The sequence below is a fragment of the Exiguobacterium sp. s142 genome, from assembly GCF_018618455.1.
Taxonomy (GTDB): domain Bacteria; phylum Bacillota; class Bacilli; order Exiguobacteriales; family Exiguobacteriaceae; genus Exiguobacterium; species Exiguobacterium aurantiacum_A.
The window spans coordinates 1-20,778 of record NZ_JACSMB010000021.1; the positions used below are offsets into that span (position 1 = coordinate 1).

24 protein-coding genes are annotated in these 20,778 nt (G+C 39.5%); 14 read left to right on the top strand and 10 right to left on the bottom strand.

The window, feature by feature from the left end:
* The 5 genes from KNP77_RS13985 to KNP77_RS14005 all read left to right on the top strand — a co-directional run.
* On the top strand, positions 1–188 hold a 188-nt coding region (locus KNP77_RS13985), incomplete at its 5' end, for a hypothetical protein (protein WP_214891344.1).
* Between the two features lie 102 nt (positions 189–290).
* Positions 291–1,139, top strand: a complete 849-nt coding sequence (locus KNP77_RS13990) for a ParA family protein (protein ID WP_214891346.1) — start codon at positions 291–293, stop codon at positions 1,137–1,139.
* A 5-nt stretch (positions 1,140–1,144) separates the two neighbouring features.
* On the top strand, positions 1,145–1,510 hold the full coding sequence (locus KNP77_RS13995; protein ID WP_214891348.1) for a DUF5388 domain-containing protein: 366 nt from the start codon (positions 1,145–1,147) through the stop codon (positions 1,508–1,510).
* An 867-nt stretch (positions 1,511–2,377) separates the two neighbouring features.
* The gene (locus KNP77_RS14000; protein ID WP_214891350.1) at positions 2,378–3,730 is read left to right on the top strand and encodes a primase C-terminal domain-containing protein; all 1,353 of its coding nucleotides are present in this window, start codon (positions 2,378–2,380) and stop codon (positions 3,728–3,730) included.
* Positions 3,731–3,732: 2 nt separating this feature from the next.
* A complete protein-coding gene (locus KNP77_RS14005; RefSeq protein ID WP_214891352.1) occupies positions 3,733–6,192 on the top strand; it encodes an Eco57I restriction-modification methylase domain-containing protein in 2,460 nt (819 codons plus the stop codon).
* A 31-nt stretch (positions 6,193–6,223) separates the two neighbouring features.
* On the opposite strand, the gene KNP77_RS14010 is transcribed toward KNP77_RS14005, so the two are convergent.
* The 3 genes from KNP77_RS14010 to KNP77_RS14020 form a co-directional block, all read right to left on the bottom strand.
* Positions 6,224–6,766 carry a recombinase family protein gene (locus tag KNP77_RS14010; protein WP_214891354.1) on the bottom strand — a complete coding sequence of 181 codons (543 nt, stop codon included), beginning with the start codon at positions 6,764–6,766 and terminating at the stop codon, positions 6,224–6,226.
* Positions 6,767–6,942: 176 nt separating this feature from the next.
* Positions 6,943–7,590, bottom strand: a complete 648-nt coding sequence (locus KNP77_RS14015; protein ID WP_214891356.1) for a hypothetical protein — start codon at positions 7,588–7,590, stop codon at positions 6,943–6,945.
* An 11-nt stretch (positions 7,591–7,601) separates the two neighbouring features.
* On the bottom strand, positions 7,602–8,420 hold the full coding sequence (locus KNP77_RS14020) for a TIR domain-containing protein (protein WP_214891358.1): 819 nt from the start codon (positions 8,418–8,420) through the stop codon (positions 7,602–7,604).
* A 705-nt stretch (positions 8,421–9,125) separates the two neighbouring features.
* On the opposite strand from KNP77_RS14020, the gene KNP77_RS14025 reads away from it, so the two are divergent.
* From KNP77_RS14025 to KNP77_RS14040, 4 genes are all read left to right on the top strand, one after another.
* Entirely contained in the window at positions 9,126–9,581 is a 456-nt protein-coding gene (locus tag KNP77_RS14025; protein WP_131466403.1) for a JAB domain-containing protein, read from the top strand.
* 349 nt (positions 9,582–9,930) lie between these two features.
* The gene (locus KNP77_RS14030) at positions 9,931–10,137 is read left to right on the top strand and encodes a hypothetical protein (protein ID WP_214891360.1); all 207 of its coding nucleotides are present in this window, start codon (positions 9,931–9,933) and stop codon (positions 10,135–10,137) included.
* Positions 10,138–10,285: 148 nt separating this feature from the next.
* The gene (locus KNP77_RS14035; protein ID WP_214891362.1) at positions 10,286–10,669 is read left to right on the top strand and encodes a hypothetical protein; all 384 of its coding nucleotides are present in this window, start codon (positions 10,286–10,288) and stop codon (positions 10,667–10,669) included.
* A gap of 344 nt (positions 10,670–11,013) precedes the next feature.
* Positions 11,014–11,622, top strand: a complete 609-nt coding sequence (locus KNP77_RS14040; RefSeq protein ID WP_214891364.1) for a helix-turn-helix domain-containing protein — start codon at positions 11,014–11,016, stop codon at positions 11,620–11,622.
* 125 nt (positions 11,623–11,747) lie between these two features.
* Here the strand turns inward: KNP77_RS14040 and KNP77_RS14045 are convergent, their stop codons facing one another.
* The 3 genes from KNP77_RS14045 to KNP77_RS14055 all read right to left on the bottom strand — a co-directional run bounded on the left by KNP77_RS14045 (position 11,748) and on the right by KNP77_RS14055 (position 14,052).
* Entirely contained in the window at positions 11,748–12,440 is a 693-nt protein-coding gene (locus KNP77_RS14045; RefSeq protein WP_214891366.1) for a hypothetical protein, read from the bottom strand.
* Positions 12,441–12,956: 516 nt separating this feature from the next.
* Positions 12,957–13,337, bottom strand: a complete 381-nt coding sequence (locus tag KNP77_RS14050) for a hypothetical protein (RefSeq protein WP_214891368.1) — start codon at positions 13,335–13,337, stop codon at positions 12,957–12,959.
* 265 nt (positions 13,338–13,602) lie between these two features.
* Positions 13,603–14,052, bottom strand: a complete 450-nt coding sequence (locus KNP77_RS14055; RefSeq protein WP_214891371.1) for a hypothetical protein — start codon at positions 14,050–14,052, stop codon at positions 13,603–13,605.
* A 416-nt stretch (positions 14,053–14,468) separates the two neighbouring features.
* On the opposite strand from KNP77_RS14055, the gene KNP77_RS14060 reads away from it, so the two are divergent.
* Genes KNP77_RS14060 through KNP77_RS14080 form a run of 5 tightly spaced genes read left to right on the top strand, consistent with a single transcriptional unit; the run spans position 14,469 to position 18,498 of the window.
* Positions 14,469–15,311, top strand: a complete 843-nt coding sequence (locus tag KNP77_RS14060; RefSeq protein ID WP_214891373.1) for a ComEC/Rec2 family competence protein — start codon at positions 14,469–14,471, stop codon at positions 15,309–15,311.
* Complete coding sequence (locus KNP77_RS14065) at positions 15,308–15,532, top strand: DUF3006 domain-containing protein (RefSeq protein ID WP_214891375.1); 225 nt, start codon at positions 15,308–15,310, stop codon at positions 15,530–15,532. Before KNP77_RS14060 ends, KNP77_RS14065 begins: the two co-directional genes overlap by 4 nt.
* 39 nt (positions 15,533–15,571) lie before the next feature.
* Positions 15,572–16,369, top strand: coding sequence for a hypothetical protein (locus KNP77_RS14070; protein ID WP_214891377.1), 798 nt, complete (start codon positions 15,572–15,574; stop codon positions 16,367–16,369).
* 50 nt (positions 16,370–16,419) lie between these two features.
* Positions 16,420–17,856 carry an SIR2 family protein gene (locus KNP77_RS14075; protein WP_214891379.1) on the top strand — a complete coding sequence of 479 codons (1,437 nt, stop codon included), beginning with the start codon at positions 16,420–16,422 and terminating at the stop codon, positions 17,854–17,856.
* 27 nt (positions 17,857–17,883) lie between these two features.
* Complete coding sequence (locus KNP77_RS14080) at positions 17,884–18,498, top strand: TIR domain-containing protein (protein WP_214891381.1); 615 nt, start codon at positions 17,884–17,886, stop codon at positions 18,496–18,498.
* Positions 18,499–18,590: 92 nt separating this feature from the next.
* Here KNP77_RS14080 and KNP77_RS14085 read toward each other — a convergent pair whose 3' ends face one another.
* From KNP77_RS14085 to KNP77_RS14100, 4 genes are read right to left on the bottom strand one after another with little or no spacing between them, the layout of a single operon-like run.
* Complete coding sequence (locus tag KNP77_RS14085; RefSeq protein WP_214891383.1) at positions 18,591–19,748, bottom strand: ImmA/IrrE family metallo-endopeptidase; 1,158 nt, start codon at positions 19,746–19,748, stop codon at positions 18,591–18,593.
* A gap of 54 nt (positions 19,749–19,802) precedes the next feature.
* On the bottom strand, positions 19,803–20,027 hold the full coding sequence (locus tag KNP77_RS14090; protein ID WP_214891385.1) for a hypothetical protein: 225 nt from the start codon (positions 20,025–20,027) through the stop codon (positions 19,803–19,805).
* Between the two features lie 4 nt (positions 20,028–20,031).
* Positions 20,032–20,328, bottom strand: a complete 297-nt coding sequence (locus KNP77_RS14095; protein WP_214891387.1) for a hypothetical protein — start codon at positions 20,326–20,328, stop codon at positions 20,032–20,034.
* Complete coding sequence (locus tag KNP77_RS14100) at positions 20,325–20,774, bottom strand: hypothetical protein (RefSeq protein WP_214891389.1); 450 nt, start codon at positions 20,772–20,774, stop codon at positions 20,325–20,327. The genes KNP77_RS14095 and KNP77_RS14100 overlap by 4 nt, the downstream gene beginning before the upstream one ends.
* Positions 20,775–20,778 lie beyond the last annotated feature (4 nt).

The following is a 20,778-nucleotide window of genomic DNA, read 5'->3' on the forward strand; positions in this document are numbered from 1 at the left end:
TTGAAGAGCACCTGCATGAATTTTCGATGGATGATGAAGGGAATCGTCTCGTGTTCAATCTGTTGTACCGACAAGATATGTGGTTCATCAATAAACCGTATGTCTGTGTGAGCGAGTACGTTCTTCCCGCCATGGATGACCATGACATCATGGTACAGGCTGCATATCTGAAGGATCTTCTTTCTTAGGCATTTAAGTGGATCTAATAAATTCCCACCACATGTATACATGTATACATGTGGTGGGAATTTTGGTACATTGAAGTTACAAATTAAAAAGGAGGCATTAAAATGACCAATCAGCTCGATCTCTCACAACAAGAAGCGATTGTTGTGACGTTTGGAAACTTCAAAGGCGGCACGGGAAAGACAACGAATAGCACGATGCTCGCTTACGCATTGGCCAAAAAAGGTTATCGTGTGTTGCTCTGTGATCAGGATCCACAGGCGAATGCGACTACGTTGTTTTTAAAGACGAAGGCTGCACGAGAAGATGATTACATAACTTTCGAGAAGACGTTGATGGCCGCAATGCAAGAAGGCGATTTGAGTAGCATCGTCACAGAAGTTACGAACAATCTGTTCCTACTACCTTCATTCAGTGATTTCGCGCAGTACCCGAAGTTTCTTGAGAAAAAGTTTGAGAAAGAAGTGGATCGTGTGACGTACCTTTCTACTCTTCTCGAACCTTTAAAGAACGAGTTCGATTTCATTTTTGTGGACGTACCTCCCACTATCTCCATCTATACGGACTCAGCCCTCTATGCTTCTGATTTCGTTGTCGTCGTACTTCAGACACAGGAACGAAGTTTGCAGGGCGCTGAGGTATTCACACAGTACCTGCAGACGTTGCTGGATGACTATGATGCTGATTTTGACATTCTTGGAATCCTACCGGTTCTTCTTAAAAATGGTGCGGCAGTCGATATGGCAACGCTTGAAAATGCCAAGAATGTATTCGGTTCGCACAATCTATTTGAAGGCGTGATCAAAAACATGGAGCGTTTGAAGCGCTATGACATCACTGGGATCGTCGAGGAGGATATGCACGACAAACGTGTCATGGAGACATATGCAAAAGTCGCAGAAGAGTTCTTACAGCGTCTCGAAGCAGAAATGAATTACGTGGAACAGGGGTGAACGATATGTCAGATTTAATTCAAAAACCAGCAAAAAAACGCTTGCTGGACCGTAAAGGTGCAGCGGCTCCTCAACAAACATATAAAGCTGAAGTATCTGAAGACCAAACAGTGGAATCGAAAACCACGTCTCAGAAAGAAACCTCAAATAAACGAGCAGCTAAGAACTCGGTCAATATAGGGTCAAGCACTGTTCGTGTATCAAATCTCACAAAAAATAAATTGTCAGCGTTAGTGACGATGGGCAAAGCAGATTCAGCAGATGCTATCATTTCAACGATGATTGACGAGTATCTTGAATTACTCTCTTCAAATGAAAGGAAAGAATACGAGATGATCCGAGATGTTTTGATGATGAAGCAAAAGAAATAAAAAGGTAGTCCATGATGAACTGAACCTTATATATTAATGAACGAGCGTTCTCTACTGGAGCACGCTCGTTTTTTATGTGACCACAATTCGTCTAGATGTCATTAAGGTATATTATTTTGCTGGATGTCCAGCCACATTAATCTAACATAAATAACTTTTTAAAAACGGTATACATGTATACGTATATACAAATCTACATGTATACACATATACACGTATACAAATCTACATGTATACAAATCTACATGTATACAAATCTACAAATCTACATGTATACATTGAAAATAAAATAATCTGAATTGTGGCTTTAAACCAACGTTTTTAGCAAATCCTTAATTAGAATATTGTATACATGTATACAAATCTACATGTATACAAATCTACATGTATACAAATCTACATGTATACAAATCTACATGTATACGCGTATACAAATCTACATGTATACCTTGCTTTTTACGAGCATAAACTTGAAAAAAAGCTGTTGTTAAGCGGTTTCTTTTATGAAAACATAGGATTATGAAGTTCTTCCAGTAGGAAAAAATGGCATAAAAAAATCTGATAACCTGGCCGTTATCAGATCCAAATCATCTGACTTAGTAGTCAGACTGTGTAGTTAACAACGCTTCACCCTAAACCAGCCATCATGAATAGATTTGTAGAAACCTAGATTCCTAAAAACATAATACGATGAACTGATCCTTTTTCACGCGTTGTTCAAAAGAAAAACGTGACGAACAAAGGCGTCTTTCTTATGCAATCATTTTATCATTGTTCTTTCTTCTCGACAATGTTCATCGTATTTCAGAGAAATGGATACTCAACAATTTACGATGAGCCATAGAAAAGAAGAGAGGAGGATGCAGCATGGAAGTATTGAGAAATCTTTATCGAGACCAATTAACGGAAGCTCCGAAACGGGCCTCTCAGATCGAGAGAACCGGATACAGCAAAGATCTGGGATGGATTTTTGTCTGTCAGGAGTTCACACAGCCACGGGCCATCCGTACATACCGCTCACTCTTTGGGGCAAAGGAAAAATATACATATTTCACACCGAACACTTTTTACCGCAATGACCAACGTCACGCGGGCTCTTTGCGTTGGTTAAACGCCATGGTGATCGATATCGATGTCAAGACGACGCAGAATGCAGGGATGATTTTCCCGGATGTCATGGACCGGGTGACAAGCGCAGGTCTGCCGACACCGTCACTCGTCGTCAAGACGCCATCAGGTGGTTTTCATGTGTATTGGTACTTAAAAGAGCCAAGACGCGCATTCCCAAAAGTGGTAGATCATTATAAACGCGTCCAACGAATGATTGCTGAGGAGATGAGCGCTGACGTTCAAGCGATAGGCGCTGAACGTTGGTTCCGGCTGCCGACAGAAGAGAACACCATCTTCCGCTCAGCAGAACGTGTCTCCTTCGACGACCTTTGCGACTGGTTGAGCGAGCAACAAGAGAATCAGTCGAAGAAAGGAAACGTGGCGTTAGGATCGACCGACCTGTTATCTCATCCTGCGATTTTGAAGCTATTAGAAGGTGTTGAAGAGGGACAACGTGACAACACATGCTATACGCTTGCTCTCGTATACAAGGCTGCAGGATACGAAGAAGATCAAGCCTTGTCATCACTTTACTGCTGGAATGAAAAGAATACCCCCTCACTTCGTCAAATTGAGATTAAACGGAAAGTGAAAAGCGCTTTCAAGCCTGGTTCTCCGCTCGGTCCTTCATCGTATTGGATTGAGATGTTGTCTGGAATCGAGTTCAAGTATCAAATCTGGGAGACTGCAAAATCGCGCGAAGAGCGAAAATATAGCCATTTAACTGAGTGGACAGAAGACATTCTAATACTTTTACGTCAAAATAAAGGATACCTCTGTGGTTCTCAACGCGAACTTGCAAAAATGGTTACGTCTTCAGTCGACTCAAATAAACAATTATCATATACATCATTTAAACGATTAATTGAAGAATTAGTTGATCAAGGCATCGTATGTAAAGAAGTTAGTGGAAGCGGAAGAGGAGCAATTACGATAATTCGCTTGGTCATTAATGATAAGTTAATCGTATTGGACAATTTGCGCATAAAAAAAAATGGGCTCAACTCCAATACATTTATAGATACGGTGGTGGGTGGGTTTTTTGTCAGCATTACAGTATCTGAAATATGTCCACGTGATTGTTTAGATATTTTTAGAAGGGGTTCTTAGCTATGGATCTAGTTTCATCTGTAAGTAGTTCAAAATCTTTAGGTCAATATTTTACTAAACCTGAAGTGGTCGAGTTAATGCTCGATTTATTTGGTTATTCGCCTGAAAAAAAATTGTTTACACAATCTATTCTTGAGCCAGCTACGGGTGATGGCGTATTCTTGCTTTCCATTGTTGATCGTTTATTTGAAAGCTTCGTGAAAAATGAGTGCTTTACTACTAGTGGGAAGTTAAAGAAATCTATTTTTATGTCGGCCAAAACTGCTATTGTAGCAGTTGAATTAGATTCTAATACTTATTTAAGATTAACGCGTGAAGTCCAGAATTATTTGATTGAAAAAGGCATGGATATTCATCAAGCAATTGAGTTAAGTGAATCTTGGCTGGTTAACTCGGACTTTTTATTGTGGAATCGAAACTATGAGCTTCGTTTTGATTATGTTGTAGGAAATCCACCTTACATTAGAAATGAAAACATGGATGATTCGATAAAAAAACTTTATAGAGATTTGTATGTCACTTACTATGATAGAGCTGATATCTATGTACCTTTTATTGAGCATTCTTTGCTTATGCTGAAGCCAAAAGGGATATGTTCATTTATCTGTACAGATCGTTTTATTAAAAACAATTATGGGCGTAAACTAAGGAAGTTTATTACTGACTCTTATAAGGTTAAGTATTTTTTAGATATTCATAACTCAAGTCCTTTTGAAGAGAATGTTTCAGCATATCCTTGTATTTTTGGATTTTCAAGCGATGATTCACTTTCTCAAACTTATTTTGCTAAGTCTGATCATTTAAGTAGAGATGAAATAGGTGAAGTTAAAAATTTCATTTTGTTTGATCAGCCAACTCAATCAATTGAAAGCAGAATGGTTGATAATTGGTTTGAAGGTGAAGAACCTTGGGTTATTGATTTTGAGATCAAAGAAATTTTAGATGGTATAAAAATGCGTTTTCCAACGATCAGTAATGTTGAAACGATTGATTGTAAAATAGGTATTGCTACAGGGGCTACAGATTTGTTTGTCGTTGATGAAAGCATCGTGAACGACTATCAGTTAGAGAAAGAACTTTTAGTTCCTTTGATTACAAAAAAGCATCTAACTCCTGAAGGTATCGAATGGAATGGGACTTATACTATTCAAACTTTTCAAAGTAATGGTGAACCTATTAATTTAGACAATTATCCTAGACTTCAGAAATATCTTTTGCAGTTCAAAGAGAAATTGTCTAAGCGAGCTTTTGTTAAAAAAAATCCGGATAAATGGTTTTGGACAAAAGAGAAAGTTAGAGTTGAAGAAATAGAAAAACCGAAAATAATGTGGAAGGATATTGGTAATTCGACTAAATTTTTTGAAGAAAAAGGATGTTATTATCCTGAACATAGCTTATATTATTTATTAGTGGATGGTTATGATTCACGGTTACTAAAACATATTTTGAATAGTTTTATTGCGTTGGCTTTTGTGAAAGCATATTCAACAACCATGCGGGGGGATTACTTCCGCTTTCAGAAGCAAAATATTGAACAGATTTGTGTTCCTTTAGAAGTAGATAAATCTACAATAGATCAACTTGATAAAGCTATCGAATTAAATCAGCCTTCTGTTTTCAATTCGATTATCGCAAAAATATTTGGATTAGATGATCGAATTAAAAATTTACTTTTAAGCTATGTAGGACTAATTATTGACGAGGTGAAGACGTTGGAAATTAGAATTCCCAACCCAGATGATTTGAAAACAAGAGTCAGTGAATGTTTCAAACACTATGCAGATGTTCGAGAAGGTGGAACTCAACATGGTGCGACGATGGAAGCATTTGAACATGTAATAATTGATTTACTAGTGGAAAATGGAGTTGAACGTTCAGATATTATAACCGGGCGTAGTGCTACTGTTCCTGGTTATTTCAGAAGAGCAAAAGCATGGGATGTATTAATCAAAAAAAGAACTGAAAATGGACTAGTCTTAATTGGTGTAATTGAATGTAAATCACAAAAAGGTAGTGTCGGTAATAATTCTAATAATCGAGCAGAAGAAGTTGTCGGAAGTGGATATGACCTTAAGAAAGCTAATCAAAAGTTAGGATTAAGCGCTGTTAAAGTGATGGATACAGAGGGGACAGTATTTTTTGAAGAGCCATTTGTAGGGTTTGTATTCTTGTTAGGCCATGATTTTAAAAATGCAGGCGGAGACAAGAGACCGCAAAAGGTTGTATTTGATGTAGACAGTGCTTTTATTCCTACTGAGTCTGTGCCTATGAACTATAAGAGACGGCTCGAAATTCTTAATTATCGATTGATGGAAAGTGGTTTGTATTCAGCTGCCACCCTTGTACTCGAAGATCCTAATGTCGAGTCTGGTTTCACTGAACCTTCCGAACAACTTAGTTTTTATAATTTCATTGCCAGAATGCTAGGATCTGTAGTGCCCAAATACCATACTATCTCTTAAAGTAAGAGGCATTCAAAATAACGAATGCCTCTTACTTTTTTAAGTATTTATAAAATGTAGATCTTGAGATATTTAGAGTCTTTGTAATATCATCTACTGTCATCTTGGCTTCATACATCATCATGGCTCTGGCCATGACTTGTTCATCGATTGGTTTTCTTCCACCCATTCTCCCCCTGGCCCGGGCAGCCTGGAGTCCAGCGTTCGTACGTTCGCGAATCAATTCACGCTCCATCTCTGCCAACCCAGCCATCATGGTAAAGAATAATCGACCCGAAGCAGTGGAAGTATCTACACCTAGAGTGATGATTTGAAGATTGATTCCACGATCCTTCAAATCATCAATCAATTCTAGAAGCTTCTTCGTTGTTCTCCCTAACCGATCTAGCTTCCATACGACTAGGGTATCGCCTTCTCGTAAATAATCTAAGCACTTCTCGAATTCTGTTCTCTTTTTAACACTGGATGCCTTCTCTTGAAAGATTTTAGTACAACTAGCTCTTTTGAGTTCATCGAGTTGGGAGTCCAAGTTCTGATCGAGGGTTGACACTCGTGCATATCCAATTTTCGTCATGAAGCACCTCCGTTTGTTTGTTTATCCATTAATGGTAACAGAAAACGAACATTGATAAAAAGATAAGTTGATGGACAAAAGAGGTAAAATGAAAAGGGCTTCAAATAGCCCTTTTCATTTTCATGTGAATTAATAAACAATGATGTTTTTTTAACGTTCGTTTAAAATATATGTTTTTATCTTGCTATATTTTCGGGATAATTCATTTCGACCATATTAATCCAGTCTGCAACTTTAGTTAACATCTTTTGAACTTCTGTTTTTGATAAGCCCTCTTCTTCAGCTCGAATCCAAATATCCTCCATGATATTAGAAAGATTATGAGGGAACGAAATACTATCATGTTTTAAAACATAACTTAAAATAGGTTCTGCATCTAATCCGCCTTGTCCTTTTTGGGATAAACGCGAGACAAACCAACCTTCTTTGTTACGAGTTACCTTCAACAAATCTTTATGACCCCATCGTCGGCTGTAGATATTCATTTCAAAAGTAATATCAAGTGTGACATCTTCCGGATCGTCATTAGCACTAGAATCATCTAAATATTTTAGCAAGTCTTCAACAGTGTGAACATGATCATAAAAATTAGGATCTTCTGGAGATAGACCTCGATTATTAATCATATATTTATGGTGCTTTGGTTTTGGCTCTAACTGCATGTGCAGTTTGTGGCTAAGAGAACTCATTTGATTCATAATCTCATCCAAACGTTCGTATGGAATATTCGATCTTTCAAGCGAAAAAAACTTCATAGCTTCATCAAATAACTTTTTAATTTCCGCTTTCATCAATTCTTGATCGTGAGTCAAATTAACTTTCATCTTTATTCCTCCTACCAGTCGGTATCATGTAAAATATCAATCTCTTCTATTTTTCTGAAATATCTATTGTATTCAGATTCTTTAGAAGGTATAGAGAGATTGAAAACTCGATTTTCTTCTGAGTGAAGTTTAATCGGTTCATCTTTAGTTTCATGAAACAATGAGTTCTCATCCTTATCTACTAAATGAACTCTAATAGAGTTAATAATTATTTTCCTAGGAGTTGAATTGATGATTCTGACTTTTAAAATGACATTATTTGCATCACCCTTGATTCCTTCAATCCTAACTTCCGGATCATTTAGTCTGCGCTTCTCCGAGAACGATAACTGATTGATTTTTTCTAGAGATGTATCTAAGAATTCTGAGATTTTAATCGTTTCAGGAAATGAAAAATCTGGAACTATAAATTCAGATTGTAAAGAATTAAATAATTCGAGTAATCTTTCGCGATTATCTAACTTGAAAGACATTTGGCGAGGATTTATTGCACCATCAATATTATTGAAGTCGAAATTAGGTGTCAAAATTATAGAATAATCTTTTTCAAGAATCCAACAAGCACCCATTTCGTTTAAACATGCAGCACTTTTATAGTAGTTTTCAGACAAGAGAAAAATGACGCGACCTCTCTTTTTCATTTTTCCTGCTAAATAATCGTAGATGTCTCTGTCATTCTTTATATGATGGCCGGGTAAAGAACTACATACTATTGGTATTTTCAAAAAGCTTAAAAAATCCACCAGCTCTTTGACGTATGCCACATCTGCACTTGAATGACTAATAAAAAGTACTTCTGACTTGCTTTGATCATCTAAAAGATCACTCAAGCTATTCACCTCACAATACTTAGATTATTAAACTTAATTATATCAAAATCAAACTTTAAATAAGGTTCACTATATACATTAACGACTATTTTAAAAAAAGTCACAAAGAGTCTTCTAAATCCCCCAAAAAATAGCGTTACATCGTAAAGGGGGATTTAAAACTTAATTTTAGGGCTTCTCGACATTAATAATTGCATCAAAAGGAATATAAGTAACTTTTCCCTGTTAATATGCAAGTTCTATAGCTCGCTGTCCGATGAAAAAATCCCTAAAACTGCTTCACCTCTCACTTCTTAGACCGTGTCTCACATTTTTCAGCACGTTCTCATAGAACGACAAGGCATGTTCGTCAATGTCAGGCATGAGGAATGGGATCCATTTCAGCTCTTCCCGATTTCGAACAATTTTTATGTGATTCTTGATCCGTGCGTCCTGTTTCCGTACTCTAGCTCGCTGGTCGGCGGTGCAAGGGACGTCAAAAAAATGACGCGCCCTGCGGCCCGTCTTCCTTCGCTTTAGGCTCAAAGCAGAGCTTTTCGCTCGTTGGCTACGGAAGCCTGGTTCTCCGTGCGCTCTACGCATTTTTTTGAGGCTCTCCCTGCGGTCGCCCTTGCACCGTCTCCCGACGCTCGCTTCGTTCCCGTCAACAGGACGCACAACGGTGTTCGTTCTGAGGTCAGCTTATCCGAAAGGGGACAAACAAACATGGAACTCACATCCATCATCGAGGTCGTTCGTATCAAGCAGGAAATTCGCGAGGAGATGGTCGCGCTTGAGCACGCCACACTTCGTTCACCCGCATGTGCTCGGTCCATCGCGGCGCCATTCATCGCAGAGGACGACCGTGAAATCTTTTTGGTCATCATGCTCAATACGAAAAATAATGTCATCGGTGTCCATCGGGCGCATATCGGAAGCATCAACTCGAGCATCGTCCATCCACGGGAAATTTTCAAATGCGCTATCCTCAACAACGCAGCCTGCCTCGTCGTCTGCCATCAGCATCCGAGCGGAGACCCTACTCCGAGCCGAGAAGATATCGAAGTGACAGAGCGTTTATATGAAGCGGGACAGCTTATCGGCATCCCGGTGCTCGACCATGTGATACTCGGGAAGGAGGAATCGTACATTAGTTTGAAACAGCGGGGCTACATGGGGTGAATGGAATGGAGTGGGGCCGGGGTACCGGTCCCGGTCCGTCCGGGAAGGGCATGGAAGAAAAACGTGCGTTTTTCTTTTAAAAGATGGGCGACTCGCGTTGCTCTCGCGTGGATCCGCTGGGCGGATCCGGGAAAAGGAATGTTTTCGCACGACGAAAACGAGGGGACTCGTGCGAAGGCAGAGGAGGATGGTTCGTTCCATCTCGTGAGGGTGGCTGATTGTGATGAATCGATAGAAGATAAAAGAGTGCTTGTTTGAAACAACACTAGGGCTTACGTGTAGTAGCCTGAGATGCTACACAATCGGAGACGAAGTATCGTTAGGCTATCAAGAGGAGAGGATAATTGAGATGCAGAATTACAAACTAGATCAACAGACGATAGAGGAGATGACCGAGGTATTGCTTCGAGGGCTTCCCAATAAATTGAACGTTGAGAATGGGGAATTCAAACTCGTAAGCATGGACATCCTTTGTGACGTGAAAGAAGGAGTACGATTGACGCAGGCCACGATCTTCTTCAACACGGATACGCTTCAGGTACATAGTTGCCCATAAGTTTTTCCGTTATGTATACATGTAGATTTGTATACACGTATACATGTATACATTTTATAAGCATCATCTCTTTTGGTTTATGGACAAGGACTGAACTGTCTTTAGACGGGGAACAGGTTTATATAAAAATCGGAAAGGATGAGACGTGATGGACGACACGCGATTGGATGACTATGCGTTTAAAGGATTGGATCCGTTCGTCCGGACGGTGTTTTCGGAACTGATGGAACATCCGGAGTGGATACGTGTCGTCGACAAGGAACATTGCGTCGAGAAGGTCGTCCGTTTCGACGAGGGGCGAAACTCGCCTTACTTCAGGGTGCTCATCTATTTGGACGGGGCAGAGCGTCCGCGCAAGAAGGTGTATCTGCACGGGACATGGGTGGTGGCGGACGGTGCCGTCAGTTTCGTCGTCTCAGAGCTGTCGAGAGGTGTGTTCGAGTATGAAGTGATGCATGTGCATTGGCTCATCAAGTACCGATTCGAGGATTGGGGCGTGTCCGAGGACGGAGCGTGGGAGAAGGAATGGTGATCCGGGCTCATGCGTGAGCGTCTAGCGCCAGTAGGCGAAGTCGCTCATCGCACCGCTGCCCCCCTGACGGCCCGATAACAAGAGCTGCTGGCTTTTAGCCGCATCTCTATGTTCCTGGCCCTTTCTGACGGGAGGCACGGAGCGTAAGAGCAACGTCAAAAAGCAAGACCGTGGGCGCGTCTAACGCCACGCAAGGAACACCATTCGACCGAATGGTGTTTTTGGTTGAATTCAATCAGTGATTTGTGATCAATTCGAAGCCCAAAAAGAAATATGCTTACTTTAACACAATGATTATGGTATTATTTAATAAAATCATCATTGTGTTAAAAGGGAGGTTTATCATGTATACGATTGACGAGGCCTTTGAGATTCTATCGAAGAACAAGCTCACAAGCCATAAGGAGACCGTCCGGAGCTGGGTACGTAAAGGCGTGATTCAGGCGGAACCGCTCGAGTCGCGTAAAAAAGGATATCGGATCAGTGAGGAGGCGCTTGAACAGTTCATCAAAGAACGGATGCCTGAGGGGTTTGAACTGTATCCTGAGTCGGTGACAGGAGATGGTCGGGATGTCGTCAAAAATGAAGATGAGGCCCCGTATCACGTCGAAATCGATGTGACAGCGATCAAAGAGCAGGCTCGTGAAGAGATGTGGTACGAGCTTCTGGGTAAATTCGTCTTCGAGGACTACTTCGTTCTAAAGAAATCAGAGGTCAAGGCGGCTGTTCAGCATATGCGGTATTCAAAAGAGTTCGAAACCGAGGTGTGGGAACGTTGCTTGAAGCACACGTGGGGTCACGCAACACCGCGAGTTCCTTACCTGCTTGGTTATTTCATGTTCGAAGGAGAACGGATCCCTTTCAACAAAGATTTCGGTGGAAGGGACGAACAGATCATCTACGCGTTGATCGAGAAGATTCGCCTCGATAAAGTAAACGAAAGACACAAATAGGAACAAGAAAAACGTGTCTTCCAGAAATAAAGAACACGCCTTTTGGAAATAGAAGAACCATAGATGTTTCTTCAGCTGGTTTGATGTTTTTCATCTTTCATTCGGGTTTGTTTTTCTGTTATCTATTAAAGTCTTTGCACTTCTAGGCCTTCAAGTTTTTCTAATTTCAATTTGTGTTCATTTAGTTTATTTGTTTCAAATTTTATTAATTGATAGTCAGGATAGATCAAATTCTTTTTTAAATTCATTTCCGCTACGATTGCTTTTCCCCCTTGTACATGTAGAACAACGTATGATTTTTTAAGTGACTGATCAGTCATTACTAGATAATCCGATTCGTTATCAGCAGTAGAATAGCCGATTACAAAAACAGATAACAGAATAAAGGATACGTAACTCACTGCAAAAAGATATTGATAATTTTTTAACAAGAGATACATCATCAACAAAAAAAGCATCATTAAAAAATAATAAGGATTATAATCTGAAATCATTGCTATAAAAGCTAAAGCACATATTGCAAATACAAGTGTGAACTGGAAAATAAGATTATAAGATCTTGCTTTTGTAATTAAAAAATTTTTCGCACCTTTTAAGTAATTATTTTTTTTTATAAACTCTAAATGGAATGAAGAAAGCATTAATAAGATCAGTATAAAAACTAAGGAGTCTACGATGGTATTTAAGTTGATTTCTATAAATGACCTAGGTATGGAATAGTAGTGGAATTGTCCCCATTGAAAAATGTATGTACATAGATAACCTAATCCCGTAAGTGAAAAAATAAATAGAGCTTCGTGTTCTTTAATTTTAATCATCACAGGCAATCACTCCTATTTTTAGTAAAAATTTATATCTTGGTATTACCGACACTCAGATTTAAATGATAGAAAGTTAAGGGATGAATCTTTTAAATCAAGTTTTAGATAAGTCGGTAAAAACACCAGCATTCACAAAAAATACGACCTTGAGTACAGCAAGGTCGTAAGTAAAACTGAGAGATATTTGAGAGTAGGCACGCTAATAATTATTAGCATTTGTACTGTGATAGATTCTCTTGATCCAAGTATCACTATCCAATACGAGATATTACCTAGTATCTCTTACGTTATATTTTACACATTAAAGGTCTTTTACTTCAAGTTTCGAAAGTAATTTATTCAAATTGTCATTAGATATGTACAAAACTCCATTTTATGAAACGTCATTTGATAAAATGATGATCCGCCTTCTATTAAAAATTAGTTATTTTCAATGAGATCAACATGTTCAACGTCAAAGACCTTTGTCTTATCACGTATATACGTAGGCAAATCTACATACACATCAACCAATTATATCCTCTGCATCCTGACGATGCGCCAATCCTTCAAGTGTTGGGCTTCCATATGATTTGTGACCCGTTCAATCATTCTCATTTTTTCGCTCTGAGAAAAATTGAAGGCATCTTCCGACAGTTCCAACTCGACCTCCATCGTGACTTTGACCTTCTTTTTTCGTTTGTTGAATCGACGAAGCAGGTAATCCTCCAGTTCGTCGATGATTTCCGCGTCATCGATGCCATCAGAGGACTTCAAAGCGATGTTCAACCAAGGATTGAGTTGATCGATGTACTCTTCAAGTTCTCGGGGCGTCGTGTTTAAGTATGTCCAAAGGTGATCAAATCGTAATATGTCCGTCTTATGAAACAGTCTAATCCACTCTTGAAGTCTCATGAAATAACTCCTTTTTGATTTAAGTGTATCTCGTGTTACGGATGGTAAATAGTGACGAGTTTATGTACAAATTGAATGTGATTTTTGAAAACCTTACGATGTCACTTTAAGAGATAAAGTGCACTAATTTCAAGCTATACTTTGCACCGGAGTTGAGAAAAACCAGTAACCTTTAATAAAGATTACTGGTTTTATAATTATATATTTCATTTAGAAAAACTTCCGATAACGCAATGATATGTAAACTCATATTTACTCGGAGTTGTTACTCTTCTCCGTATTCAACAATTTCTTTTATATACTCGGCATCGCTCTCATCAATTTTATAAAAATCAATCTGATCCCAATTCTCACCCGCTCGGTCACCAATAATTGCATCATCATCAACAAACCATAATTTTGAATCAATTAAACCTACAGAAGCATATGGATTATTTAACTCGATATACATATCTGGATTTTCTATATCTATATTTGGATCATCAATCTCTTTCGCATTCAAGTAAATCATAATAAAATTATCAATAATAGTTGGATTTTCTGAATCAGCAAATTTTTTTTTGTGAATTACTTTGCTTGAATTTTCAATGCCCTCATAACTAATGTTTATTTCTTTCATAATTTCTGTCTTACTCATGTTGCCTACGAAAAAACCTCCCAAAAATACAAGTCCTACAATTACCAAGCTAATAATTAATTTTACTATTTTACTCATATAGATCCCTCCCTCATACTTATTATCAAAAACTTTAACCCAATACTTTTAGTTAGTTTAAATATACCAATTTCATCCATTTTAGACTATATAAAAATCAAAGCTTTTAGTTATTTATTCTTATATTTCATTCCGTTAGAGCGTTCGTAAAAGTCCTAATACTTTTTACGAACGTTCGTTAATATACATACGCTTTTAGATGCAAGATAACTGTTAAAATCAGTGCGGAATACGGAATATCAGTAGAAGTAACACTTTACGAGGTGTTTCAAATGAAACTCCGTTCATCAAAAGAAAACCATAATCATTTTTGTATCTGGTGGTGCTTAGTATTTAGAAGCTATTTAACAAATAGCGGATTATAATAAAGGCATGTTGGATAATTTTACAATAAACTTTAAGTGGAGTGATAGAAGATGAATAAATTGATTAAAATCGGGAGTGCCGTTCTGTTTAGTGGATCGCTATTGGTGTCGCCATACGGGGAAGCATCAGCCGCTGCGAGCATCAAAGTCCATTACATCGATGTCGGGCAAGGAGATGCCATCTACATCAAGATGCCGAGCGGTGAGGACGTCATCATTGACGGTGGGAACAAAGGAAAGGGCGATGCCATCGTCGCCTATCTTAAAAAGCAAAAAGTCGACGATATTGAGGTATTGATCTCGACGCATCCGGATGCGGATCATATCGGTGGATTGGACGAGATCCTAGATGCCTATCGTGTCGAAAACGTCTACGCGCCAAAAGTGAAACACACGACCCAAGCCTACAAAGACTTCCTTCAAGCCGTCAAACGGGAAGGGAAGACAATCAAAACCGCTCAGATGGGTGTCTCACTCCCGATCAAAGGTGTCAGTGCGAAGTTTGTGGGGCCGGTCAAATCCTACTCGGACAGTGACTTGAACAATTGGAGCGCGGTTCTCCATGTCACGTACAAGAAGAACACGTTCTTGTTCACAGGGGACGCGGAACACGTTGCTGAGAAGGACATGATGGCCAAGAAGCAGACGCTCCGGGCGGATATCTTGAAAGTGGGTCATCACGGTGCCAAGACGTCGACAAGTAGCACGTTCCTGAATACGGTCAAACCGAAGCATGCCATCATCAGCGTTGGGAAGAACAGCTATGGGCACCCGACGTCCGAAGTGGTGACAAACTTGAAACGTCAAAAAGTGAACATGCTTCGCACAGATAAGAATGGCACGATCATCATCACGGGGAACGGCTCGAGTTATGCCGTTAAAAAATCCAAGTGAAGCGACGCAGAGGAATCATCGACCGTTTTGAAGGAGACTTGGCTGTCGTCGAATTCGGAGAAGTGATGGAGAATATTCCAAAGTCAAGACTTCCTGACACGGTTAAAGCGGGTGACGTACTTTGGTTTTACGAAGATGGACGAGTTGATGTAGATGTAGAGGAAAAGCGACGTCTATCGAAAGAAATTGATGAGTTAATGGATGAACTTTGGGAGGACTAATCTTTATTCTAAAATGAAATAAAAAAAGGAGATGAATTTATGTATAAAGCGTTTAATTTGTACTTAGAAGAAAGCTACGAGAGATGGTATAGGGATGGAGAAGCGGTTTATCGAGATAGCCAGAGGAAAATCCATTCCGATTTAGCAAATTATTTACACAACGAAACTCATACTCTTAACGGTAATGCGATTGAGAGTGATTGGTTCCCCTTGCTTAACAACATTGATGTTTTTTTATCACACTCACATAAAGATGAACAACAGATAATTGGTTTCGCTGGATGGCTACATAAAATTTTCGGATTAAATGTGTTTGTTGATTCCTGTGTATGGAATCATTCAGAGGATTTATTAAGATTAATTGATAATCGTTACTGCTATGACAGTGAAAAAAACACGTACGATTACCACAAGAGAAATTATTCAACTAGTCATGTCCATATGATGCTGTCTATGGCACTTACGAAAATGATAGACAGATCAGAAGCCGTTATTTTTGTTGAATCTAAGAGTTCTATTCACGCTATTTCTGAAACGATAGATAAAACTACAAAATCTCCATGGATATACAATGAGTTAGTCATTACAAATTTAATAAGAAAAAGAGAACCTAATCGAAAAATGGATGTGATGCTTGAGAAGCGTGCACAATTTGAAGCGAATCAATTAGATATTTCCTATGATGTCGAATTTTATTTAAATAATCTCCTTCCTCTGAAAAAAGAAAACCTAAAGTTGTGGGAAGGATTTTACTCTAAAAATTTACAATCAGGGGTTCATCCTCTAGATGTTTTGTACACGCAATACGAAAAAAAGAACAGTGTATTACTAGGTTGATGAAAATTTCAAAGAGAAAAATAATATGTTGGAATTGAGGAGTGGTATAAATGCTAACAATTACAAGAGAAATGAAGATTTTTTTAAAAGACTACGTTAAGTCTATTCAAAACTCAAACGCAGCAATCTTTGCAGGGGCTGGACTATCTCGTCCTGCAGGTTATGTAGACTGGAAAGAACTTTTAAAAGACGTTGCGGAAGAGTTAGGATTAGATATTGATCAAGAAGATGACTTGATTACTTTAGCGCAATATCACGTTAACCACACAGGTGGAAGGGCAAAAATCAATCAAATTTTGATTGATGAATTCACTAAAAATACTAAACCCACAAAAAATCATTACATTTTATCTAACATACCGATCGAAACATATTGGACTACTAACTATGATCAATTGATTGAAAATTGCTTGGAGAACAAAGGTAAAAAAGTAGATAAAAAAATCACTGCAACTAACCTTAGTCATACTGTTAAAGGTAGCGATGTAACTCTATACAAAATGCATGGTGACAGTAGTTTACCTAATGAGGCCGTGTTAACTAAAGACGATTATATAAGCTACGATCAAAATCGTTTACTTTTTAAAACTGCTCTACAAGGGGATTTAGTATCGAAAACTTTTTTGTTTATCGGGTTCAGTTTTGATGATCCTAACCTGGATCAAATAATAAGTCGATTACATAGTGTTTTGAAAGAAAATCGCCGAACACACTATTGTTTAATGAAGAGAATAGATGAAACTTTCTATAAAAAAAGTGAAGACTTTCAGTATGCTCAAATAAAACAAGAGTTAAGAATACAAAATTTAAAACGATACGGTATAAATGTAATTGAACTAAATAAATATGAAGATATTACAGAACTTCTTCAAGCTATTCTAGCGCTCGTTAATCGGAAAAATGTCTTTGTTTCAGGTAGTGCTAAAGAGTATGGTGATTGGAGTGAAGAAGATGCTTTTGAATTTAGTACAGAGTTAAGTAAAGCATTGATTAAAAATGGATACAGTGTTGTATCTGGATTTGGATTAGGTATTGGAAGTTGTATTATTTCCGGTGCTTTAGAAGAATTATATACTAGTCATACTGATAGAATAGAAAATAGACTCATAAGTAGACCTTTTCCTCAAACAACTACTGGGAAAATGAATATTCGAGAATTATGGACGAAATATCGCAAAGATATGCTTTCAAACGTGGGTATAGCTATTTTTATTTTCGGAAACAAACTTGAGAATGGAGAAATAATTGACGCAAGTGGAATGGTGGAAGAATTTGAGTTGTCTATAGAAAATGACATTATCCCTATCCCCATAGGAAGTACTGGATTCACAGCGAAAAAAATATGGGATAAAGTTATGGGTGATTTCACAAAATATATTGGAGACGAAGAACTAAAACCATTATATGAAAAACTGAATGTGCATACTTCTCAAGAAGAAATGATCTTAAATATAGTTGAAATACTAAATAAGTTAACAAAAAAATAATAGTCAAAAAGAGAGGCGGAATACCTTTTGGCGAGAAAAACTTTTATATCTTATAAATATTCAGAAGCAAGATTGCTGCGAGATAAAATTGTGGAGTCTCTTGATGATGACGTTAAATACTATCGTGGAGAAACAAGTATCTCGCCAAATTTATCTGATCAATCGACTAGTTACATTAAGAATCGATTAAAAGATATGATTTATTCTACTTCGGTGACTATTGTAATTATTTCACCAAATATGAAGCAGAGTAATTGGATTGATTGGGAAATTGAGTATTCACTTAAACAAGTTAAGCGTGGCGATCGTAGATCGGGAGTGAATGGAGTTCTCGGCGTTGTGATGAAATACAATGGTGGATATGAGTGGTTAAGACCCGAAAGCAACAGAGCAGACGGTCATACCACTGTCCAAACTAATAATCAGTTTCTATATGAAATCATTCATAAGAATAGGTTTAATGAGACTCATCCAACTTACATTTGTCCAGACTGTAAAACAGTCGATCCTTGGAGTGGCTCCTACATTTCTTTAGTGAATGAAGAAGCGTTTTTAGCAAACCCCAATTATTATATTGAAAATGCGTATTCAAAAAGTCAAAATCTATTAAAATATTCTTTGTTCAGAAAAAAAACAATATAAACTATAAAACTCTCCCGCGAATGATTTAACTTCAAAAAGAGAGAGAGTTATTGTGTGGTTACACAGCACATCAAACTTTGGAAATGTCAGAATCAACTTAGTCGTTCAATATTCAACAGATTGGTTCTTGATAAAGACTTCTTTTCGTTATAAAGCAACACCTTATGCCAGCTCTCTTCAAGATGTTTTAGGAGTGGCTTTTCAACTTTATTGTTTTTTTCCAAATCATGAAGAGGATGGACGGTTTTTTCGGGATCAAAGTGACCGCTGATCAATGGTTGATTCGGTAATGCGATTGTGTAGGCGACCAGTGCGTCTTCACTAAAGTCGTGATTGTTTGCGACACCGAACTGTTGAAATCCAAGACCTTTACCATGAATATACATGAGCGGCTCATCGACACGATCTATCTTCAGGTTCGTCTTGAGAGCCGCTTTTGCGTTCAAGTAAGGCTCTACTTCTTCTGGGAACACGTTCTGTACAGCATGTACCCGCTCATAGAGATTAAGATCAGCGTCTTTCCATCCCATGCGACGGTCCATCTGTTCGATGTATTCAAGCGGATTCTGTTCTTTTTGTTGATCTAAGATATGGACCTTCTCGAGATGAGACTCGATATGGTCAAGGAAGGTCGCGGATGTCTGATGGACCTCCTGCAACAGTTGTTCCTTGTCGAGGAGTTCCTTGTCTTTCGTCCAACCGGCCAAGTAAGAGAGCGAGAAATCGTCCGTCGGGAAACCGAGTTGATGTGAGACGACATAGGTGACCATCTCGGCCTGGAATTCTTTCTCTGGTGCCGTGAGCGGTTTGTCTCGTTCGAGATTCCGCTCTTGGTTGTGCAGCTCCGCGTGAGCGAGCTCGTGGATCAGGACAGTGATGTCCTCGATCGACGTGTTCCGTGGGTTCAAGGCGATTGCATGTAGCTCCGGATAGTAACAACCCTTCGCCGTCCCGATCTCGCCGAGCGGTTCCTCCAATAGCGTCACATTCCGGGCATCCGCGAGCGTCGTCAAAGCTTCACGGATGCCTTGTTCGTTCTCGAACCCGCCGTCCCGGTGATACCGTTTGAAGATGTCCGAGACCTCGATCCCTTTCTCGCGCGCATTGGTCTGCGTATACTCGAACACATGGCCGATTTTGAAATACATCATCTTGCGTGACGGGATTCGTCCTTGTTTGACGCCGTCTTTGACCGGCTTCGGTGCCTTGCTGAGCGGCACCCATTCATCTTTGTGCAAGGCGTACGTCACCGGGCTTGGGACGAATACTTTGATGCCACGCTCACCTTTTTGGACCTGTGTGCCTTACTTCTCCCAGAACTGATAAGAGCCGACCGCGACCGCGCCGGGGAACTGGGATTCAATTAAGACCGCATTCCGTATCGAGTATTGATGGAACTTGCCGAGGAACTGGAGATGCTCCCGGATTTTTTCCGGACTCTCAAAATAGCTGTCGATCTGTTGTCCCATCTGTTCGGTCAATGCCTCGAGCTCGGCTCTCCGTTCTTCGTTCGTCTTCATCTTGGCCATCGTGTCAGACTCCTTCCTTCAACAAGTCGGTGACAGATTCTGTAGTATCCGTGAATTCGTTCAGTTCACGCTCGAGTTGTGGCGATGATTCCGGGATGTCGAGTAACAGCCGTGTCCGCTCGAAATTGACGGGAAGCAAAACAATCTCGTCTTGCGCGATGGCGGTTAAAAGTTGGCGCTCAGAAACGGACATCGGAATGGCGTACCGTTTTCCATAGATGAGGACCGTGACGGTATCGGATTGAAGCGTCAACAGTTGTCTCATCGTGAAGGGACGGTCAAGTGGTCGCATAAGGTTCATCCTCTCTTAAAAGTTATCGTGTCCTTCTTCTGTTTTTGATGCTCGATACGTTCCTGGACGACATGTTCCGCCGTCTCGATGAACGTCGGTTTGAATTGGTCCGTCGTCATGATGTCTTCGATACCCTCGGTCTGCATGAGCGCCTGCAGGAGCTCTGTCAGGATCTGCCCGTGACGGTCGGAGCGGTTCGCAGCGAGCCGGATGCGCTCGAGTTCCGTTGATATCTGCTCGTCCACCAACTCCTCGATATGACGGGAGACCTGCGCGCTGATCGAGCGAGTGAGGAACTGCATGTCCCACTTTTCATCGGCCAGTTGTCTATGTTCTTCTGTGATATGGTCGATGACCTGACCAAGATGGCCGAAACGTTTGTCGTCGGCGAACTCCTCCAAATACGCGACCGTCTCCGGCTTTAATCGAAGCCGGATCTGTCTCAACTCTTCCATCGTC

Coding starts and splice junctions, on each gene's coding strand:
- KNP77_RS14035 (WP_214891362.1), top strand. CDS start 10,286: ATGGACGACACGCGATTGGATGACTATGCGTTTAAAGGATTGGATCCG.
- KNP77_RS13990 (WP_214891346.1), top strand. CDS start 291: ATGACCAATCAGCTCGATCTCTCACAACAAGAAGCGATTGTTGTGACG.
- KNP77_RS14045 (WP_214891366.1), bottom strand. CDS start 12,440: ATGATTAAAATTAAAGAACACGAAGCTCTATTTATTTTTTCACTTACG.
- KNP77_RS14025 (WP_131466403.1), top strand. CDS start 9,126: ATGGAACTCACATCCATCATCGAGGTCGTTCGTATCAAGCAGGAAATT.
- KNP77_RS14040 (WP_214891364.1), top strand. CDS start 11,014: ATGTATACGATTGACGAGGCCTTTGAGATTCTATCGAAGAACAAGCTC.
- KNP77_RS14015 (WP_214891356.1), bottom strand. CDS start 7,590: ATGAAAGTTAATTTGACTCACGATCAAGAATTGATGAAAGCGGAAATT.
- KNP77_RS14060 (WP_214891373.1), top strand. CDS start 14,469: ATGAATAAATTGATTAAAATCGGGAGTGCCGTTCTGTTTAGTGGATCG.
- KNP77_RS14055 (WP_214891371.1), bottom strand. CDS start 14,052: ATGAGTAAAATAGTAAAATTAATTATTAGCTTGGTAATTGTAGGACTT.
- KNP77_RS14005 (WP_214891352.1), top strand. CDS start 3,733: ATGGATCTAGTTTCATCTGTAAGTAGTTCAAAATCTTTAGGTCAATAT.
- KNP77_RS14090 (WP_214891385.1), bottom strand. CDS start 20,027: ATGGCCAAGATGAAGACGAACGAAGAACGGAGAGCCGAGCTCGAGGCA.
- KNP77_RS14070 (WP_214891377.1), top strand. CDS start 15,572: ATGTATAAAGCGTTTAATTTGTACTTAGAAGAAAGCTACGAGAGATGG.
- KNP77_RS13995 (WP_214891348.1), top strand. CDS start 1,145: ATGTCAGATTTAATTCAAAAACCAGCAAAAAAACGCTTGCTGGACCGT.
- KNP77_RS14095 (WP_214891387.1), bottom strand. CDS start 20,328: ATGAACCTTATGCGACCACTTGACCGTCCCTTCACGATGAGACAACTG.
- KNP77_RS14075 (WP_214891379.1), top strand. CDS start 16,420: ATGCTAACAATTACAAGAGAAATGAAGATTTTTTTAAAAGACTACGTT.
- KNP77_RS14010 (WP_214891354.1), bottom strand. CDS start 6,766: ATGACGAAAATTGGATATGCACGAGTGTCAACCCTCGATCAGAACTTG.
- KNP77_RS14050 (WP_214891368.1), bottom strand. CDS start 13,337: ATGAGACTTCAAGAGTGGATTAGACTGTTTCATAAGACGGACATATTA.
- KNP77_RS14030 (WP_214891360.1), top strand. CDS start 9,931: ATGCAGAATTACAAACTAGATCAACAGACGATAGAGGAGATGACCGAG.
- KNP77_RS14100 (WP_214891389.1), bottom strand. CDS start 20,774: ATGGAAGAGTTGAGACAGATCCGGCTTCGATTAAAGCCGGAGACGGTC.
- KNP77_RS14000 (WP_214891350.1), top strand. CDS start 2,378: ATGGAAGTATTGAGAAATCTTTATCGAGACCAATTAACGGAAGCTCCG.